The organism is Arcicella sp., from assembly GCF_964672035.1.
Genome location: NZ_CBABQS010000002.1, coordinates 19,102 through 39,522, shown reverse-complemented (window position 1 = coordinate 39,522; position 20,421 = coordinate 19,102). Strand labels below are relative to the sequence as shown.

Annotated in this window: 17 protein-coding genes and 1 other RNA gene; 6 read left to right on the top strand and 12 right to left on the bottom strand. The window is 36.1% G+C overall.

Going from position 1 to position 20,421, the window contains the following annotated elements; all coding sequences use genetic code 11:
• Positions 1-181 precede the first annotated feature (181 nt).
• The 3 genes from trmD to AC1W31_RS00830 form a co-directional block, all read right to left on the bottom strand.
• Entirely contained in the window at positions 182-871 is a 690-nt protein-coding gene (trmD, locus tag AC1W31_RS00840) for a tRNA (guanosine(37)-N1)-methyltransferase TrmD (protein WP_481732495.1), read from the bottom strand.
• Between the two features lie 4 nt (positions 872-875).
• Positions 876-1,403, bottom strand: coding sequence for a ribosome maturation factor RimM (gene rimM, locus AC1W31_RS00835; protein WP_481732494.1), 528 nt, complete (start codon positions 1,401-1,403; stop codon positions 876-878).
• Between the two features lie 170 nt (positions 1,404-1,573).
• The gene (locus AC1W31_RS00830; RefSeq protein ID WP_481732493.1) at positions 1,574-2,155 is read right to left on the bottom strand and encodes a 30S ribosomal protein S16; all 582 of its coding nucleotides are present in this window, start codon (positions 2,153-2,155) and stop codon (positions 1,574-1,576) included.
• A gap of 168 nt (positions 2,156-2,323) precedes the next feature.
• Between AC1W31_RS00830 and rnpB the strand changes: the two genes are divergently transcribed.
• Positions 2,324-2,848: RNase P RNA component class A (rnpB, locus tag AC1W31_RS00825), an RNA gene on the top strand.
• A 54-nt stretch (positions 2,849-2,902) separates the two neighbouring features.
• On the opposite strand, the gene AC1W31_RS00820 is transcribed toward rnpB, so the two are convergent.
• From AC1W31_RS00820 to fabG, 4 genes are all read right to left on the bottom strand, one after another.
• A complete protein-coding gene (locus tag AC1W31_RS00820) occupies positions 2,903-4,333 on the bottom strand; it encodes a DUF4403 family protein (protein ID WP_481732492.1) in 1,431 nt (476 codons plus the stop codon).
• A gap of 4 nt (positions 4,334-4,337) precedes the next feature.
• The gene (locus tag AC1W31_RS00815; RefSeq protein WP_481732491.1) at positions 4,338-5,318 is read right to left on the bottom strand and encodes a Smr/MutS family protein; all 981 of its coding nucleotides are present in this window, start codon (positions 5,316-5,318) and stop codon (positions 4,338-4,340) included.
• Between the two features lie 18 nt (positions 5,319-5,336).
• Positions 5,337-7,418, bottom strand: coding sequence for a VWA domain-containing protein (locus AC1W31_RS00810; protein ID WP_481732490.1), 2,082 nt, complete (start codon positions 7,416-7,418; stop codon positions 5,337-5,339).
• A gap of 109 nt (positions 7,419-7,527) precedes the next feature.
• Positions 7,528-8,274, bottom strand: a complete 747-nt coding sequence (gene fabG / locus AC1W31_RS00805) for a 3-oxoacyl-[acyl-carrier-protein] reductase (RefSeq protein WP_481732489.1) — start codon at positions 8,272-8,274, stop codon at positions 7,528-7,530.
• 244 nt (positions 8,275-8,518) lie between these two features.
• Between fabG and AC1W31_RS00800 the strand changes: the two genes are divergently transcribed.
• Both AC1W31_RS00800 and AC1W31_RS00795 read left to right on the top strand, forming a co-directional pair.
• Complete coding sequence (locus AC1W31_RS00800) at positions 8,519-9,370, top strand: DUF481 domain-containing protein (RefSeq protein ID WP_481732488.1); 852 nt, start codon at positions 8,519-8,521, stop codon at positions 9,368-9,370.
• 250 nt (positions 9,371-9,620) lie between these two features.
• The gene (locus AC1W31_RS00795) at positions 9,621-11,576 is read left to right on the top strand and encodes a WG repeat-containing protein (RefSeq protein WP_481732487.1); all 1,956 of its coding nucleotides are present in this window, start codon (positions 9,621-9,623) and stop codon (positions 11,574-11,576) included.
• Between the two features lie 42 nt (positions 11,577-11,618).
• Here the strand turns inward: AC1W31_RS00795 and AC1W31_RS00790 are convergent, their stop codons facing one another.
• Genes AC1W31_RS00790 through AC1W31_RS00780 form a run of 3 tightly spaced genes read right to left on the bottom strand, consistent with a single transcriptional unit; the run spans position 11,619 to position 14,216 of the window.
• Positions 11,619-13,148 carry an FMN-binding glutamate synthase family protein gene (locus AC1W31_RS00790; protein WP_481732486.1) on the bottom strand — a complete coding sequence of 510 codons (1,530 nt, stop codon included), beginning with the start codon at positions 13,146-13,148 and terminating at the stop codon, positions 11,619-11,621.
• Positions 13,149-13,156: 8 nt separating this feature from the next.
• Positions 13,157-13,738 carry a DUF502 domain-containing protein gene (locus AC1W31_RS00785; RefSeq protein WP_481732485.1) on the bottom strand — a complete coding sequence of 194 codons (582 nt, stop codon included), beginning with the start codon at positions 13,736-13,738 and terminating at the stop codon, positions 13,157-13,159.
• Positions 13,698-14,216 carry a DUF4139 domain-containing protein gene (locus AC1W31_RS00780; RefSeq protein ID WP_481732484.1) on the bottom strand — a complete coding sequence of 173 codons (519 nt, stop codon included), beginning with the start codon at positions 14,214-14,216 and terminating at the stop codon, positions 13,698-13,700. The genes AC1W31_RS00785 and AC1W31_RS00780 overlap by 41 nt, the downstream gene beginning before the upstream one ends.
• A 162-nt stretch (positions 14,217-14,378) precedes the next feature.
• Between AC1W31_RS00780 and AC1W31_RS00775 the strand changes: the two genes are divergently transcribed.
• From AC1W31_RS00775 to ychF, 3 genes are all read left to right on the top strand, one after another.
• Positions 14,379-15,458, top strand: a complete 1,080-nt coding sequence (locus AC1W31_RS00775; RefSeq protein ID WP_481732483.1) for an Ldh family oxidoreductase — start codon at positions 14,379-14,381, stop codon at positions 15,456-15,458.
• Between the two features lie 303 nt (positions 15,459-15,761).
• Positions 15,762-16,097 (top strand): DUF3276 family protein, encoded by a 336-nt coding sequence (locus AC1W31_RS00770; protein WP_481732482.1) that lies wholly within the window; start codon positions 15,762-15,764, stop codon positions 16,095-16,097.
• A 112-nt stretch (positions 16,098-16,209) separates the two neighbouring features.
• On the top strand, positions 16,210-17,316 hold the full coding sequence (ychF, locus tag AC1W31_RS00765) for a redox-regulated ATPase YchF (RefSeq protein WP_481732481.1): 1,107 nt from the start codon (positions 16,210-16,212) through the stop codon (positions 17,314-17,316).
• Positions 17,317-17,453: 137 nt separating this feature from the next.
• Here the strand turns inward: ychF and AC1W31_RS00760 are convergent, their stop codons facing one another.
• Together AC1W31_RS00760 and AC1W31_RS00755 are read right to left on the bottom strand one after the other, a co-directional pair.
• Positions 17,454-18,839 (bottom strand): OmpA family protein, encoded by a 1,386-nt coding sequence (locus AC1W31_RS00760; protein WP_481732480.1) that lies wholly within the window; start codon positions 18,837-18,839, stop codon positions 17,454-17,456.
• A 154-nt stretch (positions 18,840-18,993) separates the two neighbouring features.
• The gene (locus AC1W31_RS00755; protein ID WP_481732479.1) at positions 18,994-20,292 is read right to left on the bottom strand and encodes a type IX secretion system plug protein; all 1,299 of its coding nucleotides are present in this window, start codon (positions 20,290-20,292) and stop codon (positions 18,994-18,996) included.
• Positions 20,293-20,421: the final 129 nt, after the last annotated feature.

The window sequence follows — 20,421 nt, the reverse complement described above, 5'->3', positions numbered from 1 at the left end:
ATCAACTAATCTTCTTTTAATTCAATATAACAATTCTTTTCTACTGAATTGGGAGTGCAATATAGCAAATTTGTTTGAAAAAAAAACAAATATTTGAAATATTTGTTTTGAATATAACCATTGATTTAAGGAGTAATTATCCACAATAGCTAAACTTATCTTTTAATTGATTGATATTGATCTACATCAGTCCCGACTTCAATAATAAATCAGGTCTTCTTACCCTGGTTCTTTCCAGTGATTGTTCAAAACGCCAATCATTTATTTTGGCTTCGTGACCCGATAATAATATTTCTGGAATGCCCACTCCTTCAAATTCAGCAGGACGGGTGTAAACAGGTGGTGCTAACAAATTGTCTTGAAAAGAATCTGTCAAGGCAGAAGTTTCATCATTCAAAACCCCTGGAATTAACCGAATAATGGCATCGGCACACACAGCCGCCGCCAATTCTCCCCCTGAAAGTACATAATCACCAATTGAAATTTCCTTGGTAATGAATAAATCTCTAACTCTTTGGTCAACTCCTTTGTAATGTCCGCAGAGAAAAATTAAATTTCCTCCCAGCGACAAATTATTGGCCATTTGCTGATTAAAAGTCTCCCCATCCGGGGTCATATAAATCACTTCATCATATGCTCGTTCGCTTTGCAAATGACGAATACATCGGGCAATTGGCTCGGCAAGCATCACCATTCCTGCCCCACCGCCAAAAGCATAATCATCCACTTGACGACTTTTTGTGGTGGTATAATCCCGCAAATCATGCAGAACTACCTCGGCATGACCAGCCTCTTGTCCACGTTTCAAAATGGAATGTCCAAAGAAACTTTCCATTAATTTTGGTACTACCGAAATGATGTCTATCCTCATTTTATTAATCTTCCATATAAACCTCCAACAAACCATCGGGAAGATTTACATTCAATATTTTAGCTTCTTTATCCGCATTTAAAACAATTTCTGAAATAACAGGAATTAAAACTTCTTTGCCTTTGTATTCCATCACCATTAAATCTTGGGCTTGCATAGAGTGGACTGTTAAAACTTTTCCTAACTCCCCTAAATTTTTATCAACCACTTGATAATCAATAATTTCGTGGTAATAAAATTGGTCTTTTTCTAATTCTGGCAATTCTTCTAAAGGCAAAAATGCTTGAAGATTTATCATGGCTTCGGCCTTCTCAAAAGTATCAACTTCTTCAAATTTTACGATAGCACGATTGCCAGATAAACGGTATGTTTCAATAAAATATGGAATCAATTCGCCCCGTTCTTCCAGAAAAACGCTTTCTAAATCTTCATAATCTTCAGGAAAATCAACGTCAAGCCAAAGCACAACTTCACCTTTCAGACCGTGTGTCTTTGTAATTTTTCCTAACTCAAAACAAGTTTCTTTTGTCATTATCTGATATATATTTGCCACCAAAATACCAAGTCCCTCAGAATATTAATACTAAAATAGTTCGAATTAATCTTGGGGTCTTAGTGCCTTTGTGGCGAAGGTTCAAAAAAAAATGATACAAAACAACATTTCAGCGTTTTGTATCATTCCTTAAATTATTTCTTGAAAAACTACTCTGCAACTGGTGCTTCTGGAGTAACCTCTGCCACTGGTGCTGATTCTTCAACAGCAGTTTCAACTTCTGCAACTGGAGCTTCTTCAACAACTTCTTCTACTTCAGCAACTGGTTCTTCAACTACATTTCTTTTCGCAATTGCTGCTGCACGAGCGGTGTTAATTTCAACTTCTCTTGCCATACGAGCTGCTTTATCAGCATCTTTTGTAGCAGTTAAGCCATCTGATTTACCTGTGATTTTGGCATCTTTCGATGTTTTCCAATCAGCAAATTTGTTATCTGCAATTTCTTGAGATATTGCTCCTTTATTAACACCTACTTGTAGATGTTTTTTCAACAATACTCCTTTGTACGAAAGTATTGCACGAGTTGTATCTGTTGGTTGAGCACCGTTCAGAATCCATTTTAAAGCCGTTGCTTCATTCAAATTGATTGATGCAGGATTTGTATTTGGATTGTAAGTACCGATTTTTTCGATGAATTTACCATCACGTGGAGCTCTTGCGTCAGCAACGACGATATCATACATTGCTAATTTTTTACGTCCACGACGTGCTAATCTAATTTTAACAGCCATCTGTTATTTACGTTTTAATGAAGGAACCCGTCCTTCGGTTATGGTATTTGTAAATTGGAGTGCAAAGATAGTGAATTATAAGGAGTTGGCAAGACGTTATTTCAAATAATTTAAAAAACTAATGCGGATTAGCCAATTACTCGTTTTTCATTCATTAACTTTACGATGAAAATAGGTCGTCTTATCGCCTTCGTTTATTCGGGGGAGGAAAGTCCGCACAACGTAGAGTATCATGCTTCCTAACGGGAAGGTACGGGTTTGGTGACGAATTCGTAACAGCAAGTGCAACAGAAAATTACCGCCCGAAAGGGTAAGGGTGAAAAGGTAGAGTAAGAGCCTACCGCCTCGATGGTGACAGCGAGGGCGTATGTAAACCTCATGAGTTGAAAGACCAAATAGGCTGACGAGACAATTAATAATGAAAAGTTAAAAATTAATAGTGAAAACTGTTAACTATTAATTGATAATTATTAATTGAAAAGGGGCTGCTCGTCTGATGTCAGTGGGTAGGTTGATAGAGCGTATCGGTGACGGTACGTCGAGATAAATGATAAGACAGTTGTTGGTTATTAGTTATTGGTTAGTCGTTATTAGTCGATTTGGGGAATTAAATTTTCCAATAGCTAATTCCTCATAACCAATAACTAATAATTAAATGACTGACAGAATGCGGCTTATAGACTTATTTTTACCAAAACGGCTTTGGGGATTTCCTTAGAGCCGTTTTGGTTTTTTATTTAGAATTTATCAAAGTCCATCAATTTTTATATCCAATTTTCCTTTCGCATTAATCACACAAATAATGGAATTAGGCGTTAAATAAACTTTGTCTGGCGTTAAGTCAAGCACATTTCCATTGAGGGTAACGCCTTTTGAAACTTGTTTATTCAAATTGGCTTGCATTTGTTTTTTCATGTCATCAATTTGTCCACCAATATTGAAAGTCAGAGATTCTTTCATATTCTTAGCAAAAACGCCTTGAAATAACCAATTGGCAGCACCGATTAAAAAGTTCTTGGTTTTAAGGTCATAATCAAAATTATCCAAGTAAACCGTTTTCTTGATTGGGTCATAAGCGGGCGTACCTTTGAAATAAATTTTACCGTTAATATTCCCTTTCAAGCCAGATTTGATCACCATTTTCTCGTCATCTCCATAAATATCTATGTCCGTTACTTGCACATTATATTTTCCATCTTTGAAAGAAAAATTTTGTCCAATCAAGGTATCACCGGTCAATTTTGCGGCTTCACTCAAGGGAATTTCAGCCATAATTCCTACTTGAAAATCATCTGGAATGGAAGAAACTATCTTTAAATCGGGTACCGTAATGACGGGTAAATAAGTAGGTTTTGCTCCCGTAACCGTCTCGGTAATCGCTTTAATGCCAATCGTTGCTTTTACTTTGTTATTCACCGAAGTCAGCGGCGTCATTTGCAATTCTGTGGGTGTAATTTTCAACCAAGTACGATATTTTTCAGAAAGCAAATACGGTTGCATGGCAGTATTCCAAGCCTGAATGATGTATTTTTTGATTTCAACATTCTTACGAACCGCATCGTCTAAAGATTTCAAAATCGCATCTTGCTTTGAGTTAAGCGCTCTTTCTACTAATCCAGCGACCGAAATATCAAAACCTGCCAATCGAACCGTTGGTTTTTTTATCCAATCATACCCAATCGGAAAACTTTGAACGTGTGCTTCCCAGTTTGGCGCAATGGAAAATTTCGAACCAAATTTTACATTAAATTCAAAATTCAATTCTTGCGGAGGAATACTCATTCCCATCACTTTATAGCCCACTTTCGCCCAAACTCTCAAAGGAACATTAAACGTAAAAGCTTCATTCTGCGTAGTTACGACAATATTATCACGTTTGTAAACTTTACACATGAAGTTGTCGTAATTATTATCATCCATGCTATTATCCTCAAAAACTAAATCTTTGATATTCGCATTGATTTGACGTTCAACGTCAGCCATCGAAATTTCAAAGGGAATTCCAATGGTCGAAATATTTTTTTCCACTTGTTTTCCTTTATAAAGGTACGATTCCTTTGGGCCTTCTGGATTTGATTGGGTTACGGTGGTTGCTGTTCCTCCACTTGATGATGTACTTGAACTGGCACAGCTTTGGAGGATTAGGGCTGTTATTGTTAATATTATGGTCTGTTTCATTTTATTATTTAATTTTTACTTTAGTAGCGCCATACCCAAACTTCTCTTTCTGAGCATCTTCAAAATATTGCACATTTTTATTACCCGACAAACGCTTGTGAATGGCATCACGCAAAACACCATTTCCTACGCCGTGAATGAAGATAATTTCGTCCATTCCATTGGCAATGGCGGCTTCAAATTGTCTTTCAAACGTTCCCATTTGTAAGGTTAGCATTTCTGTATTTGACATCGCCCAAGCATCTTTTGTCAGGACTTCAATATGCAAATCAATGGTTAATGAAGGCTTTGATGGCAAAATCATTGGTTCGGGCGCCTGCTTTTCAAACATTTGCTCAATAATTTTTGCGGGGTCAAGTTTCAAGTTTACAGGTGTAACCGAATCCTCCGCATCCATCTGAAACAGATGAGCATCAACATTCAATAAAGGTGCTTTTGATTGATTTTTGAAGAAGGTATTTACCCTAAATCTCAATCGTTTAATCAAAGGTTCTGGCAGTTTCATGAATGCCAATCGGAAGAAAAATGCTTGAAAAACAAACGTTCCCCATTCGTCAAAATCCTTAATCAAAAGGCTTTGGACTTTAATGGAAGTTTTTGGTTTCAATACGCCCGAAGCCAAGCCTTTATGATGCGGGTCTGAACCCGACGAGAGCATAAACGGCAAATCCCAATCCGTATTGTTGATAAGATGTTGTGAAAGTTCACGATCATTGACTGGTATAAAAGCCATATAAACCCCACGATTCGAGAGAATCTCGTTGACAGGTTGTCTTCTGTCCGTCGCTTGTGGTTCAATGCGTGAAGCCGGTGTTGGATTAAATATTTTTTGCTCCAAAGCATTGATTATCACCACTTCATTCGCTTTTACGGGTATCGTAAAACCGTCCTCAATCTCTATTTCAATGATATTGTTGCCTAATAATTTGGTAACGATTCCCTCTTCTTTTCCTCGCATGAGGCGTACTCTGTCTCCTATGTTCATGTTTTTTGTCTGTTAAAATCAATACCCTCCCAAATACTTCCGCATTACCCATTCCACCGTCAAAAGACTCAATATCAAAAAGAAAATCCAGCGTAGATTTATGATTTCTTTTAAGTCTTCTGTAGCATCAATTTTCTCTGGTACTTTGTGGTTTAAAATGGTTTGTTTAATATTCTCAAATTGATTATTCTTAAAAAACTTCCCGCCTGTTTTAGCAGAAAGTTGTCGCAAAACATCAAAATCTGCCGTGAGATTTAAATTTTCTAATTGAATATCTCTAATCACAAATTCACCCGTTGATAATTCTGATTTGCCCAAAACTGTGGTACCTGCACGGTAGCGATACACTCCCGCAGGCAATGAACTGATTTCAAATTTTGAATTATCGGGTGTGGTTGCGTAACCAAAATTACGAGCTACGCCTTTCTCATCTTTTACTTCTAATTTGATGGGTAAATTATACAATTTCTCATAAATCGCATTGTAAATCTCCGTTTCAAAAATCACTTTTTCACCCAACAAAAATTCTGTATTAATTGGATAAACTCTTAGTTTTCTTTTATCATCTTTGGCTGAAATAAATTGTAAAACCTTCAAGACTAAATCATCCACAACTTCCTGTTTTTCAGTGAGTTGATATTCTTCCAAACGCCAAGACCAAAGTCCTTCTCCTGTAAAAATAGCTGATTTTTTTGCTCCTGTATTCACCACAAAAAGTGGCTTTTGGGTTTGCACAGAACCTACTTTTTGATACAATAAAACTTCTGAATTTGGCAATAATTTAAACTCGCCAAACGGTACTGAAATTTGGGGGAATTTATTGATTAATTGCATTTTCTCCGCATCAAAATTCAAAGATTTGAATGTTTGATTGTACGTCCCCGTCACCTTATCACTTTGCCCCGCTTGCGAGTTTATTTGCATCACTTGATTAAGCTGATTCAAATAAGTGGTCCCAGATTGATTTCCTAAGACAAACATCGTGGGCGTGCCTTTGTCGATAATGGGTTTGAAAATATTGGCGTAAGAATTAAAATAATCGGGTAATTGATGAAGAATCAATAAATCATACGATTTTGACTGAACGTCAGGATTTGGATTTTCCGTCAAGATTTTAATGTCTAATTCATAATTTTCATTCTTTTCAATGATACTTTTAAGGGCTTTAATATCTGGATGAGGCGAAAGTGCGAGTAACAAAATCTTTTCCTTTCCATCAATTACTTCCACATAAATATCTTGGTGATTATTTCGACTCGAAAATTCACCACCCAAAACATCTACCTCAACGACCAAATGTTGTACGCCAATTTGCGTGGCAGTCGTGTTAAAGGAAACCGTTTTTACTTCATCATTTTGCTTGAAAACTAAATTCTGTTTATCAAGTATTTTTTCTCCTTGTTTCAAATACACATTTGCACTTTTTCCAGAAAAACCAAAAGCTGACACATCCGCTTGCACTGGAAATTTATTACCCAAATAAGCAACTTTGTTCGCATAAACGGACTTAACAGCAATGTCTTTTTTGGGAATAGTATCGCCCAAACCAACGGTATGAACGGCAAAATTAAAATTCTCTGAAGCAAGTGAAATTCCTTGATTGGCAATACCGTCAGTAAACAACACTACATCCGTTAAGTTTTCACCTTCGTAGGCATTTTTTACACCCGAAAGCAAACCCGACAAATTGGTCGTTTTCTTGTCAAATTTAATTCCTTCAAGGTTTTGATTCGTTTCGTCATTCAATGATGCGAAGGCAATATTGAATTCTTGTTCGGCTAAATCTTGTTTTAATTTATTGAGATTCACGGTCAAATCCGACAAATTTTTCTGTCCAGAAACATTCATAGATTGTGAATTATCAATTGCCAAAACAACCGTTTTTTTCTGAATGATTTGCGTGACTTGACGTATCAAAAAATTCAAAAGCAGCAGGCACAACAAACTAACCGACAAGAACCGAAAGGCACTCATCAGAAGGTTTTGGGTCTTGCTCCAATTTGCATTTTTTTGATACAAAACAAAAGCATACAATCCACCAGCCAATAAACAAAGAGGGATAAACCAAGGTGAGGTTTGAAAAAGAAAATCGAATTTCATAATTTAGGTAATTAGGGATTAGGAAACTGGGGATTAGGAAAATAAAATCAGCGGATTATTTCCTAATCCCCAATCCATAATTATCTAATCCCCATTAACTAATTCTATTTTATGTGAGCATTCCACCATCCACTTGAAGCACTTGTCCCGTGATGTATTTTGACATATCTGAGGCTAAGAAAACACAAGCATCTGCCACTTCTTCGGGTTGTCCACCTCGTTTTAAAGGAATAGATTTTGTCCATTCTTCGGTTGCAGATGCGTTTAATTCGCCCGTCATTTCGGTTAGTATAAAACCTGGAGCAATGGCATTTGAACGTATATTTCTTGAACCTAATTCTAAAGCTACCGATTTAGTAAAACCGATAATTCCAGCCTTTGAAGCCGCATAATTTGCTTGTCCAGCATTTCCACGAATACCAACAACTGAGGTTAAATTGATGATTGAGCCTGATTTTGCTTTCATCATTGGCTTAATTGCAGCTTTGGTCAAATTGAAAACTGATTTCAAATTTACTTGAATTACAGAGTCCCATTGTTCTTCCGACATACGCATTAACAAACCGTCTTTGGTGATACCCGCATTGTTTATTAATACATCTATTGTGCCAAAATCTGCAATAACCGAGTTCATTAATTCCTCTGCTTGTTTATAATCAGAAGCATCTGAGCGGTAGCCTTTTGCTTTTACGCCCAAAGCTGAAAGTTCAGCTTCGAGTGCCTCCCCTTTTTCTACTGATGAAAGATACGTAAAAGCAACACTTGCTCCTTCCTGAGCCATTTTGAAGGCGATTGCACGCCCGATTCCACGAGAAGCACCCGTTACTAAAACGATTTTATTCTGTAATAATGCCATTGATTAAATTTTATTTCGTTGGTTGGGAAATATTTTGAAAATCAAATTTACGGTAACGTTGGAAGACGGCAAAATTGGGGAGTAGGATTTAGGGATTGGAGATTAGGTCTTAGAACAATTATCTATTCTTATTTAATTGATAGTCAGATACTTGAATAATAATTATTCTATATATTTAAACATAGTTATTTTGCAACGATTTTTTATCTCGTATCTTTGTCCCTCCACTTTTTATATTTTTATCATGAAAAAAAACTTCCTTTTCTTTCTATTTTCCTTACTTTCGCTTGTAAATGTTTCAGCACAGACACCTGACAGTACGCAAATTCCAATTCCTTCAAACACACAAGCGATTGCTAATGTGGATACAACTCAGGGTAATACCGAATTTCAATCTACTGATAATCTCATTATGTTACCGAGCTGGTTTTATAGCATTGGCTTGGATGGGACGGCAAGTTCTGGAAATGTCAACCGTCAATTATTAAACCTACGAACAACTTTAAGTCACGAGAATCCTAAATCTATCTTAGGTTTTTTCACCGCTCCAAAATTCCAGTATGGAACAAATTCTGATGTTTTACAAGAGAGAGAAATATTTCTTGACTTGAATTCAACGCTCTTTTATGCCCAGCATGATGTTTATGGATTAATTTTTGGCGCTTTTGAACAAAGCAATCTCCGTAAAATTGCAACTCGATATAATGTTGGATTGGGTATTGGTTGGAAAATTTTAGGCGGCAAAAAAACACCAAAATCAAAGTTGAAATTAAGTATCACGAACGCCATTGTGCATGAAGTAACTGATTTTGAGATAAAACAAGACCGTTATGTATATCGAAATTCTACAAGAGTTAGAGTAAAATATGACATCATTCCTAATAAAATGCTTTTTCAAAGTGTAATTTTTCTTCAACCCTCCTTAACGGACAATTATTATCGTTGGAATTCCTCTTCTCAATTTTCATATAAAGTCGGAAAAAACATTTCAATTTTAGCTTCATTTGAAAATACTTATGAGAATTTTAACATGGTTGGCATCCAAAATTCACAGACCAATACCACGATTGGGTTGACATATAGTGGCTCAAATTAGGCTCTCATCACAAAAGCACCTATTAAATTAGGTTTTTATGCACCTTTCAATTATTTTTGAAATTGCAAAGTCGTCACTCATTTTAAGCTCCCGCCATCGCTTATTTTTACGCCAAAATTCATCCCGTCAGTGAAATTTTCAGGCAAATTATAATCCTTTTACTATATTCAGATGCCTTTTTTGTCTTGGGACGAAAATGAATAAAGTTTATTAGGGTATTATTCCCTTACGAAAAAAATCCATAAAAATTATGAAACAACTATGTTTAGCAATGGGATTGCTGGCATATTTAGGAAATGCCAATGCCTTTTCATCCGCACAATTAGCTTCTTTAGAAACTAAAAGCGAGCCTGTCAAAATCCTAAAATTTACCCCTGAAGATATTCCTGCTCAAACTGAGGCTATAAAAATCGTTACTGAAATGCCAAAAAATGTTTCTAACGACCCTACTAAAAATGCAAATGCAGTAACTTGTTTCAACAATAAGTCGGGCGTTGGACTTACGCAAAGTAAAGATTTTGATGGCCGAGATATTTTAGCATTTCCTTTAGAAAAACTTCGCAATAATGTTCGCTATGGCTACATAGAGAATTACAAACAAGGTTTTGCAAGAATTAAAAAAGATGGCGTTTGGGGGTTTTTAAACCTGTGTGGCGAGGAAATTATCGCTTGTCAGTTTGAAAAAGCTGAAAATTTCAATGAAGGCAAAGCACTCGTCATGCGTGTAGGGTGGCTTTTTATTGATAATATTGGGATGGAAAGTGAAGAATTACAAAATATTGTCGATGTAAAAGCTTTAACCAAAGGATTGAGCTTAGTCAAATTCAAAAATAACCAAATGGGATTGATAGACAATAATTTTGACAAAACTAACAAACCTGTTTCAGGGCTTTATGATGAAATTATTGTGTTGAATAGCAGCACTTTAGCCGTAAAAATCAATGCCAAATGGGGTGTTTTCAAAATTGGCGAAGGTGCTGTAACCGAAGCAAATTTTGATTTAATCGAACCATCAGGCAGAGACAATTTATTTAAAGTTTATTTCAATAAAAAAGTAGGTCTAATTAATGCGCATGGTGAAATACTTTGGAAACCAGAATTTAATCTAATTACGGATGTTGATAGCTATGGATTTGTGAAAGGTATTGGCGAAGCTAAACAACAGTTGATTAATATTAATGACTTCAGAGTCAGTAAAGCGTACAAACAAATTAGCGATTTCGACCCCAGAGGATTGGGAATTATTCAAGGTGAAAATAATTTATTTGGTTTAATAGATAAAGATTTAAAAACGATTCTCGAACCACAATTTAATACCATCGGTGCAATTGGGGAATTTGATTTAGTTCCTGCGAGTAAAGAGATTGCTGGCAAAGGCATTAAGCACGGTTTTATTAATTTAAAAGGTGTTGAAGTGATTCCGTTCGAATATGAATCAGTTGGTAAAATCAACAAAAAAGGACTTTTAGTAGTAAAGGAAATTGTCAGTTGTAACCTTGATGAAAAAGGCAAAAAAATAGGAACCTGCAAAGCAGACAAGGTAATTGATGTAAATGGCAGTACTGTAATTTTACCAATTACAAAATATCCTGATGCGGGCAAAATTAATTATTCAGTAACCGATTCGATGGTTCATAATTGCATAGTTGTTCGTGCTTTTAAGAATGAAGATAAACACAAATACGCAAAATCTATGCTTATTCGTGGGGAAGACTTCAAAGTTATTACGCCCGAACCTTTTGATTTTGTTCAGGCGGTAAGTAAGAATCAGTTCTTCTTTGTACGCTTAAATGGACTTTGGGGAACACTTGATACCACTGGAAAATACTTAGCAAAATGTCAGTTCAAAACAGCTCCCATGGCATCCGAAGGCTATTATTTAGTGCAACATGATAATGGTAAATATGGTTATCTCGACCAAAGAGGGAAAGTACAAGTTTCACCAGACTATGAAACCTTGGATTCATTCAAAAATGGATTTGCGATTGCTTCAAAAGGTGTAAATCAAATGGGTTTAATAAATAAATTTAATGCGAAAATTATCCCATTTGTCTTCAAAGAAATAAAATATTTGGATACATCCAAGGAATATGTAGTGTTAGACAAAGACAATAATCGGTACGTATTAAATCAACAGGGTGAATGCCACATCAATTGTCGTGAATTAGAGGCAATTCGATTGAAGGCTAATGGTGTAAATAATTAACAGAAAGTTCCTCAATTTTGAATTTGAGGAACTTTTTTGTTGTCATTTTGCTTTTCCTCCGCCCAAATATGGACTATTCAACAATTTTTCTACACCTTTAAAATCAACTGGTGTTTTATTATACCCAAAAGTAGTTGCCAATGAATGCGTTTTGTTGTTATCACCCATCACCATATCCACGTCTTGCATTGTCATCTGGCAAGGGTGTTCATACCCACATGCGTGGGATATTTCGAGGATTTCTTTGTTAATATTTTTTACATAATTATAAAAACGCTCACTTTTCAAAGCAGGGTCAATGCCCGATTGAAGCCATTTATCTGAAGTTGCCACGCCCGAAGGACAACGATTGGTATGACATATTTGTGCTTGAATACAGCCAATTGACAGCATGGCTTCACGGCCTACATTTACTAAATCACAACCCATCGCAAATGCCATCATTGCCTTTTCCGGAAAGCCTAATTTCCCCGAACCGATGAAAACGACTCTATTTGTTAAATCATATTTCTGAAATATTTTATAGATTTTAGTAAATCCATAATTGAAAGGCAATGACACATGGTCGGCAAATGCGTGCGGAGCCGCTCCAGTTCCACCCTCTCCTCCGTCAATGGTAATAAAATCGGGTCCTTTTCCAGTTTTAGCCATATATTGAGCCAATTCTTCCCACAATTCCGTTTTGCCAACAGCAGATTTTATGCCCACTGGAATTCCCGTATTCTTAGCCATGTCTTCTATGAAATGTACCATTTCTGGAATCGTTGAAAACATAGAGTGAAAAGCGGGAGAAATGGCATCTTTTCCCATCGGAATATGACGAATATCGGCAATTTCTTGGGTGATTTTTGCGGCAGGCAACATTCCACCTTTCCCTGGTTTTGCTCCTTGTGAAAGTTTCAATTCTAACGCTCTAACGAAAGGATTTTCAGTCGTCATTTTGACAAGTTTTTCCATCGAAAAATTCCCTTCATCGTCTCGAACACCAAAGTAAGCCGTTCCAATATTCACAATAACATCCGACCCATATTTGTGATAAGGCGACAACGAACCTTCGCCCGTATTGTGGTAGCAACCAAACTTTAAAGCACCCTTATTTAACGATTCAACGGCTTTTGCGGATAAAGAACCAAAACTCATTCCCGAAATATTAACGACAGAATAGGGTTTAAAAGGACGTTTTCTCTTGTGAAATTCGCCAATTGTTTTGGCACATGGCACTGCACTTAGGTCAGTTTTATTCGGGTGATTGGGTGGCAATTGATGTCCCAACATGGCGTGTTTAATAAAGATATATCCCACCGAATTAAAGTCTTGGTCAGAACCAAAGCCTTGAAGGTTATTTTCTTGTTTGGCTGAGGCATAAACCCATGCTCTTTCGCCACGATTGAAAGGTAACTCTTCTCGATTATTTGCCACAAGATATTGGCGAATTTCAGGGCCAATCTTTTCAAGCATATATCGTAAATGTCCAATTACTGGAAAATTATGCTGAATGGTGTGACGATTTTGTAAGATGTCACGAATTGCCAAGATGGCAAGGGCAAGGGGAATTAATAGCCAATAGCTCATAAAATTATTTAGTTTTTAGTTTCCTGACTCAATGAAACTCCTCCCGAAATAATCATTTTCATCACGTCAGAAGCGGGTAAATTCAAAGGAGTTACGTTTAAAGAAGGCACAATATAAAGTTCTCCAGAAAAAGCATACGAATGTGGACAATAGACCATGATTGAATCTTTAATTTCTAAAAATTGGAGGTCTTCTTGCGTTAAAAAACCTATTTTCTGAATACCATTTTCTTTATTCAGAAAAAAAGTTACCGGTTGATTGAATTTCTTTTTATCACCTACAAATGCTCCTACGAGGTCTTTTAAAGAAGAATAAATAATTCCAACCAGAGGAATTCTAACAATTGCTTCCTCAAAAATTTGGACAACGGGTACAGATATAAAGGTTGAACCCAAGAATCCAACAATCATGATTATACCAATCAAAACGATTAAACCCGTACCTCGGTATTGCACAAAAAACTGACTGTCTAAGGAATCAAGAAGGTTGAAAATAATGTAGCCCGTTACGTACACGGGTGCCAGTAAAAGTAAACCTTTAACAAAAAAACTAAAGAGTTTTGCGGATATTCGCTTGAAGTTGGAGGACATTTTCGATACCAAGGATATTTTTATTTTTAGGATAAGTTACATTATATTTTACTTCTAAAACCTTTTTTTCACTGGGTTTCAGTCGAAAATTCCAAGCCAAACGCCCACGAGCAAAATCAATTTCAGCATCAGAACTTTCCAAAATTTCTAATTCTACCTGACCATCTTTTGAAGTCGGAATTAAATCTTGAACTTTCATTTTCAAAGCCACATTTTTAGGATTCTTAAATTCAATTTTATAAGACCTGAATTCCACGATTTTTTTGCCAACATTTTTTTTAGTATTGCCCATAATAGTACGTTTAACGTCTATTTTTTCATTATTGGAAATACTCACAAAAAGGGTATCTCTACCCATACCTGTAGTTTTTTTGACATTTTTTGTTGAAATTTGAGCATGAGAACTAAATCCTAAAAGTAGTAATGTACTACTGATAAGAACAGAGCGACTAATTGAAATAAAAATGTTATAAAGCATTTATATAAAGATTAATGTGCAAGAAATAAACGTTTTACAGACGAATTAATTCTTTATATTGGAGTTTTTAATCAATAAAATTTATCATAAAACCTCAATCCAGACTTTAAAGTGGAAGTTCTTGGAGGTAAATTTGTCATTTAAATTTTCAAAAAAGTACTTATGATTTACGAATATAGCTATTTACAAGAATTTATCCGAAAAGTTTTTTTAGCCATTGGGTGTCCAGCGGCAGATGCAACCTTAGCTTCAGAGGTTTTGATCTCAGCGGATTTGCGAGGTGTGGACTCTCACGGAACTGCCCGTTTAAGCGGGTATGTTAGACTTTTTGACAATGGTCGGTTAAATCCAAATCCACAAATTAAAATTATTCACGAAACCCCTTCTACCGCTGTTATTGATGGAGATAAGGGTTTAGGCTTAGTTGTAGCACCGTTTGCGATGAATGTTGCGATGCAAAAAGCGAATAATGTTGGTTCAGGATGGGTTTCCGTTCAAAACTCTAATCACTTCGGTATTGCTGGCTTTCATGCGATGATGGCCTTGAAAAATGACATGATCGGTTGGGCAATGACGAATGCAGCTCCTTTAGTTACGCCGACTTTCTCAAAAGAAAAATTATTGGGAACAAACCCAATTGCGGTTGCCGTTCCCGCAGAAAAAAATCCGCCTTTTGTGGCAGATTTTGCCAGTACAGCGGTAGCATACGGAAAGATGGAAATTTTACAAAGAAAAGGCTCTCCTGCGCCCATTGGCTGGGTTCAAGATAAAGATGGCAATGCCACTGACGATTCAAATGCGGTTAAAAATGGCGGTGCTTTGCTCCCACTCGGCGGTGACCGTGAACATGGTTCGCACAAAGGATACGGACTTGGTGCGATTGTAGATATATTTTCTGGCGTATTGTCTGGGGCAAATTTTGGGCCTTGGGTTCCTCCATTTGCCACAGCTGGATTTATGAACGCAGGCGAACAAGTGGGCAAAGGTACAGGACACTTTTTAGGAGCAATGCGCATTGATGGTTTTAGACCTGCCACTGATTTCAAAGCAGATATGGATCGCTGGATTGACCGTTTTCATGCCGCCCCAGCCATTGACGGACAAAAAGTATTAGTGCCAGGCGACCCAGAAAGAGAGATCGAAGCGGAACGTAAAGCCAATGGAATTAATCTTTTAGAGCCTGTAATGAATGATTTAAAAACCTTGGGCGATAGGTTTGGGATAGCATTTAATATCATATAGATTTTAAATATAAACCCACTCAAACACAGATTTGAATAGAATTTATCAACTTCAAAATATAATTTAACATAAAGGCAACTTTTCAAATCTGTGTTACTTACATATATATTGTCTATGCTTAGTGGGTAACTTATAATCGTTTTCATCACCAAAATCGAAACAATTTATCGTTCAAATCCAAATAACAGACAATTCATAAATATTCTAAGAAAAATACCACATATAATTTTTCAAGATAATTTTGTAAAAACTGATAATATTCCTATTTTTACGAAATCATAAACCCTAAATTATCATTTCAAAGTGGAAGAAAGAGACAGAGAAGAATTGTTTTCGAAACGAATCAGAGCTGGAAAACGAACGTATTTTTTTGATGTAAAGTCAACTCGCTCGAACGATTATTACATCACGATTACCGAAAGTCGCCGTTATCAGAAAGATGATGGTTTTGGTTATGAAAAACACAAGATGTTTTTATACAAGGAAGATTTCGGAAAGTTTATGGAAGGGCTTCAAGAAGCCGTTGACCACGTTAAAAATGAATTATTACCAGATGTAGATTTCGCTCAATTTGACCGTGAGGAAGAAGAAAGAGGAGATAGTAGCAGTAGTTTTGGCAGTGATTTAAAGTGGGAATAATCCATAAAAAGCAATGATTTTTGAAGCCTCTGAAATTTCAGAGGCTTTTTTGCGGTATTTTTAGTAATTTTGCGTTCTTTTTCATTTCAAGAATTAAATAAAATTAAAATAAATGGGCTTACAAGTAGGCATCGTAGGTTTACCAAACGTTGGAAAATCGACATTATTTAGTGCAATATCTTCAAATAAGGCAGAAGTTGCCAATTATCCTTTCTGTACGATTGAACCAAACGTTGGTATCGTAACAGTTCCTGACCAAAGATTAAACATTTTGGAAGAACTCGTAAAGCCACAGCGTGTGCTACCAACAGTTATTGAATTTGTGGATATTGCTGGTTTAGTGAAAGGAGCTTCGCAAGGAGCAGGTTTGGGCAACAAATTCTTAGCGAATATTCGTGAGGTTGATGCAATTCTTCACGTGGTCCGTTGTTTTGAAGACGATAATATTATTCACGTTGAAGGTCGGGTTAATCCTGTTTCTGACAAGGAAATTATTGATTTTGAACTTCAATTGAAGGATTTAGAATCAGTGGATAAAAAAATCCAGAAAATTGAAAGAGCCGCAAAAAATGGCGATGCAAAATCAAAGGCAACCTTAGCTGTTTTACAACAATACAAATCAACTTTAGAAGCGGGCAAATCGGCCAGAACGGTACAAGGAATTGATCCTGAAGCTAAATTTGAAGCCATCGGTGATATTTTATTATTAACCGACAAACCTGTCATTTACGTAGCCAATGTGGATGAAAAATCAATTGCAGTGGGTACAAATGATTACGTTGAACAATTACGCAAAAACGTGGCAGAAGAAGGTGCGGAAGTAATTGTGATTTGTGCAGCATTGGAGGCTCAGATTGCAGAAATGGAAGATGCTGACGACCGTCAAATGTTTTTGGAAGAATATAATTTAACTGAATCTGGCTTGGATAAATTGGTGCGTGGCTCTTATAGTTTATTGAATTTAATAACTTATTTCACCGCAGGTGTGAAAGAAGTTCGTGCTTGGACCATTCAAAAAGGTTGGAAAGCTCCTGCCGCAGCGGGCGTAATTCACTCAGATTTCGAAAGAGGTTTTATTCGAGCAGAAGTTATCAGATTTGCTGATTATCAACAATATAAATCTGAAAATGCTTGTAAAGAAGCTGGAAAATTATCCGTTGAAGGTAAAGAATACACCGTAATTGATGGTGATATCATGCACTTTAGATTTAATGTGTAATTTTTAGGTATGAGGTATGAGGTATGAGGTATGAGGTATGAGGTATCAAAAATGGGAACTTGACGAATCAAGTTCCCATTTTTGATTTTATTTTGAGCTTTTTACTTCATAATTCATACCTAATACCTTCTCACTATTTAAAGTTTCAAAACCACGAACTCCACTCTCCTATTCACCTTACGTTCTTCATCAGTTCCTTTTTTCACAATCGGACGAGTGTCACCATAGCCAACTGCTTGAATGCGAGCCGATGGAATGCCTTTTTTTACCAAGTAAGTTTCACAGGCATCCACACGATCTTGAGAAAGTTCTAAATTAGCTTCTGGATCACCCACAATATCCGTGTGGCCTTCCAGACGAATTTCCATCATTGGGTTATCTTCCATCATGGTTACTAATTTATTTAATTCAGCAAAAGAAGCGGCCAATAAATCTGACTTTGATACCTCAAAATAGATATTTTTAAGGGTAATTTTATCGCCTACCGCCAAGGGAGTTAAATAAATATCTTTTGTTACTTTTCCTATTGCTTTGCTCAAATCAATTACATCGTTTGAAACTAAATATCCTCTCGCTGAAGCAGCATACGTATAAACCTGTCCTTTTTGTAAACTCATTCTGTAAATTCCAGTACTGGCAAAACTTTGTACAGAATCAATTTCTTGCTTAGAACTTGACAATTTATAATCAATCGTGGCACTAATTGGTCGATTGGTCTTTGCATCTCTCACAATTCCTGATACCAACACCGTCGTTACCACTGGGGCTGGCGGAGGCGTATTATCTACTTCACCCACTTTGCCCGATTTAGTTCTTGATTTTGTCGGGGTTTTCGAAGTATTATCAGTATTTGTTGGAGCAGGAATTGGCGTTGATTGAGGCATTGGTTGGTTATACACATCTGCCGGATTTTTTACGTATAAATCGTACATGTTCCAACAAATATAATTGTCAGAATTACACTCATTCATGTCAAAATTTTCCAAGCCTTTATCCAATCGTTCAAAGTACGCAACAAAATTCAATGATTCGCCCGAATTTAATCTTCGTCCATATTTAGAAATGTTGATGGCTTGATTATCATTTAAAAAAGGAATGTTATCAGTCTTAATTGCTTTGAAAGTTCTTGCACCGTTTGCTGCTATCAAAACGGCATTTTGTTGAAAAGCAATGTATTGACTGCCATCATCGGTTATCGTTCTACCATTCTTATCCTTGCCAGTTTTAGGCGTATTGGTATTAGTAAACGTCAAATATAAAATTGTATATTGATCTGTCAATCGAATATTTCCAACTTTAAGATTATCATCCGCAGAACGTCCATTTCCTGTTTGAGAATTGCTCGGATAATTCGATGGCGTTTGTTGAGGATAAGTCTGAGGGCGGTCGCCACCATTTGGCGTTTTATTACCGCCAGAGTTGCCGGTATTTGAACCGTCATAACCACCTGAACCCTGTGGATACGTTCCAAAACAGCCTTGTAGTAAAGTAGAGATCGTTAAAAGAAAAAATACTCGTTTCATTTTTGGAAATATTTAGTAATGGTTAATGAACGAAATTTACAAAAACTTCTTGTTTTATCTAAATAGTTTAACGAATCATTAACAAAACAGCTTTGAGCAGTGCACAATGAGCAAAATAATTACCGTCCAAAACTCACTGATAAAAGCTTGTTGCTCAAAGCGATTTTATCAGAGAATAACCTACTAAAGCATCCGCCCTTGAACCAATGGGGCGATGATACACAAGTATTTCGTAAGCATTTTCAGTTTGTGAATGTGTATTTTCAAAGTCAGATTCACTTTTATGCCCTTGATTATCAACTGTAAGATAATTGTAGTTATAAATTCCTTGTTTTAATTGAATAAACACTTCATACGCCTGATTTTCAACCACATAGTGCATTAGATTCGTTTCGTCCAATAGCCAATTATGAAACGCTCCATTTACATAAACCTTTTTATTTTCCAAAGAATCAGATTTTAGAAAAAAGCTTACTCGCACATAATCCGACTCCGTTTCGCCCCGATTTGTTTCGTAATTATCAATAACAAATTGTCCATCGAAATCATTTACGGAAACGTAAGCCATTTTATTTTGAGATTTTTCGGGAAAAATCTCAATTACACTTTCCTTCTCACCTTGAAAGACTTTTGAAATATTTACCAATTTTTGTTGGGTACTTCTTCCGTCAAACATTCTAAATTCGTTGCCTCCCTCAAATTGGTTTTCTCCATCAAAAAACTGATAATCCAATTTTTTATTATAACTATCTACCAGAAAAGGAATCAGCGGTTTTGTCATTTTATCATCTCTAAAATTTTGACGAATCATTACTTTTAAATCCTGCTTTGGGTCTATTATTTCGTAATTATTGTAGTTAATACCAAAATTTACTTGCTGATGAGTCATCCTTTTTTGTGCATTATTTGGGTAACTTGTTTTTCCACCAACACTCACCCGATTATCATACACCATAAATTTACGGGTCAAAACAATATCATCTTCATTCCGATTCTTATAAACCATTACGATATAATTTCCAGATAATTTGACGGGTGGCAACTCAAAATTGAAATGATTGTATTGAATTTTAGTCGCAAATGAATTCTTATAATCATTAATTGGGAAGTCATTATATTCAGGCAAATATTCAATTTCGTTCAAAACAGACGGTTTCCAGTCGGCATTGCAATGAAAAACTTTAACCCTAAAAAATTGATAGTCAAGGTTTATGCAATCAAATTCCAACATCAATGGTTGATTATCTTGCAGTTTTACAACGGGAGGATTGAGCGAAGCTTGCGGGGTTTTTCCAGAATTTAAGATTGGATACAATTGAACCGTCCGAATGTAAGGTTCGTAAATATGATTGTCGTAAATGATTTTCTTAGGTTCGTAATTGTCTCTATTTTTTTTCTTCTGAGCAAAAACGGAGACTGATATTAACAAAAAAATGGTGATTAATTTTTTCATATTTAATTGATAAGATATTTGCGACAAAAGATAGACCACGGATGACCCGCAATGGAATTGGGATTGAACAGATTTACATGGAGAATTAAAAATCAGTAAAAATCAATCTAATCCAAATTCTATTGCGGG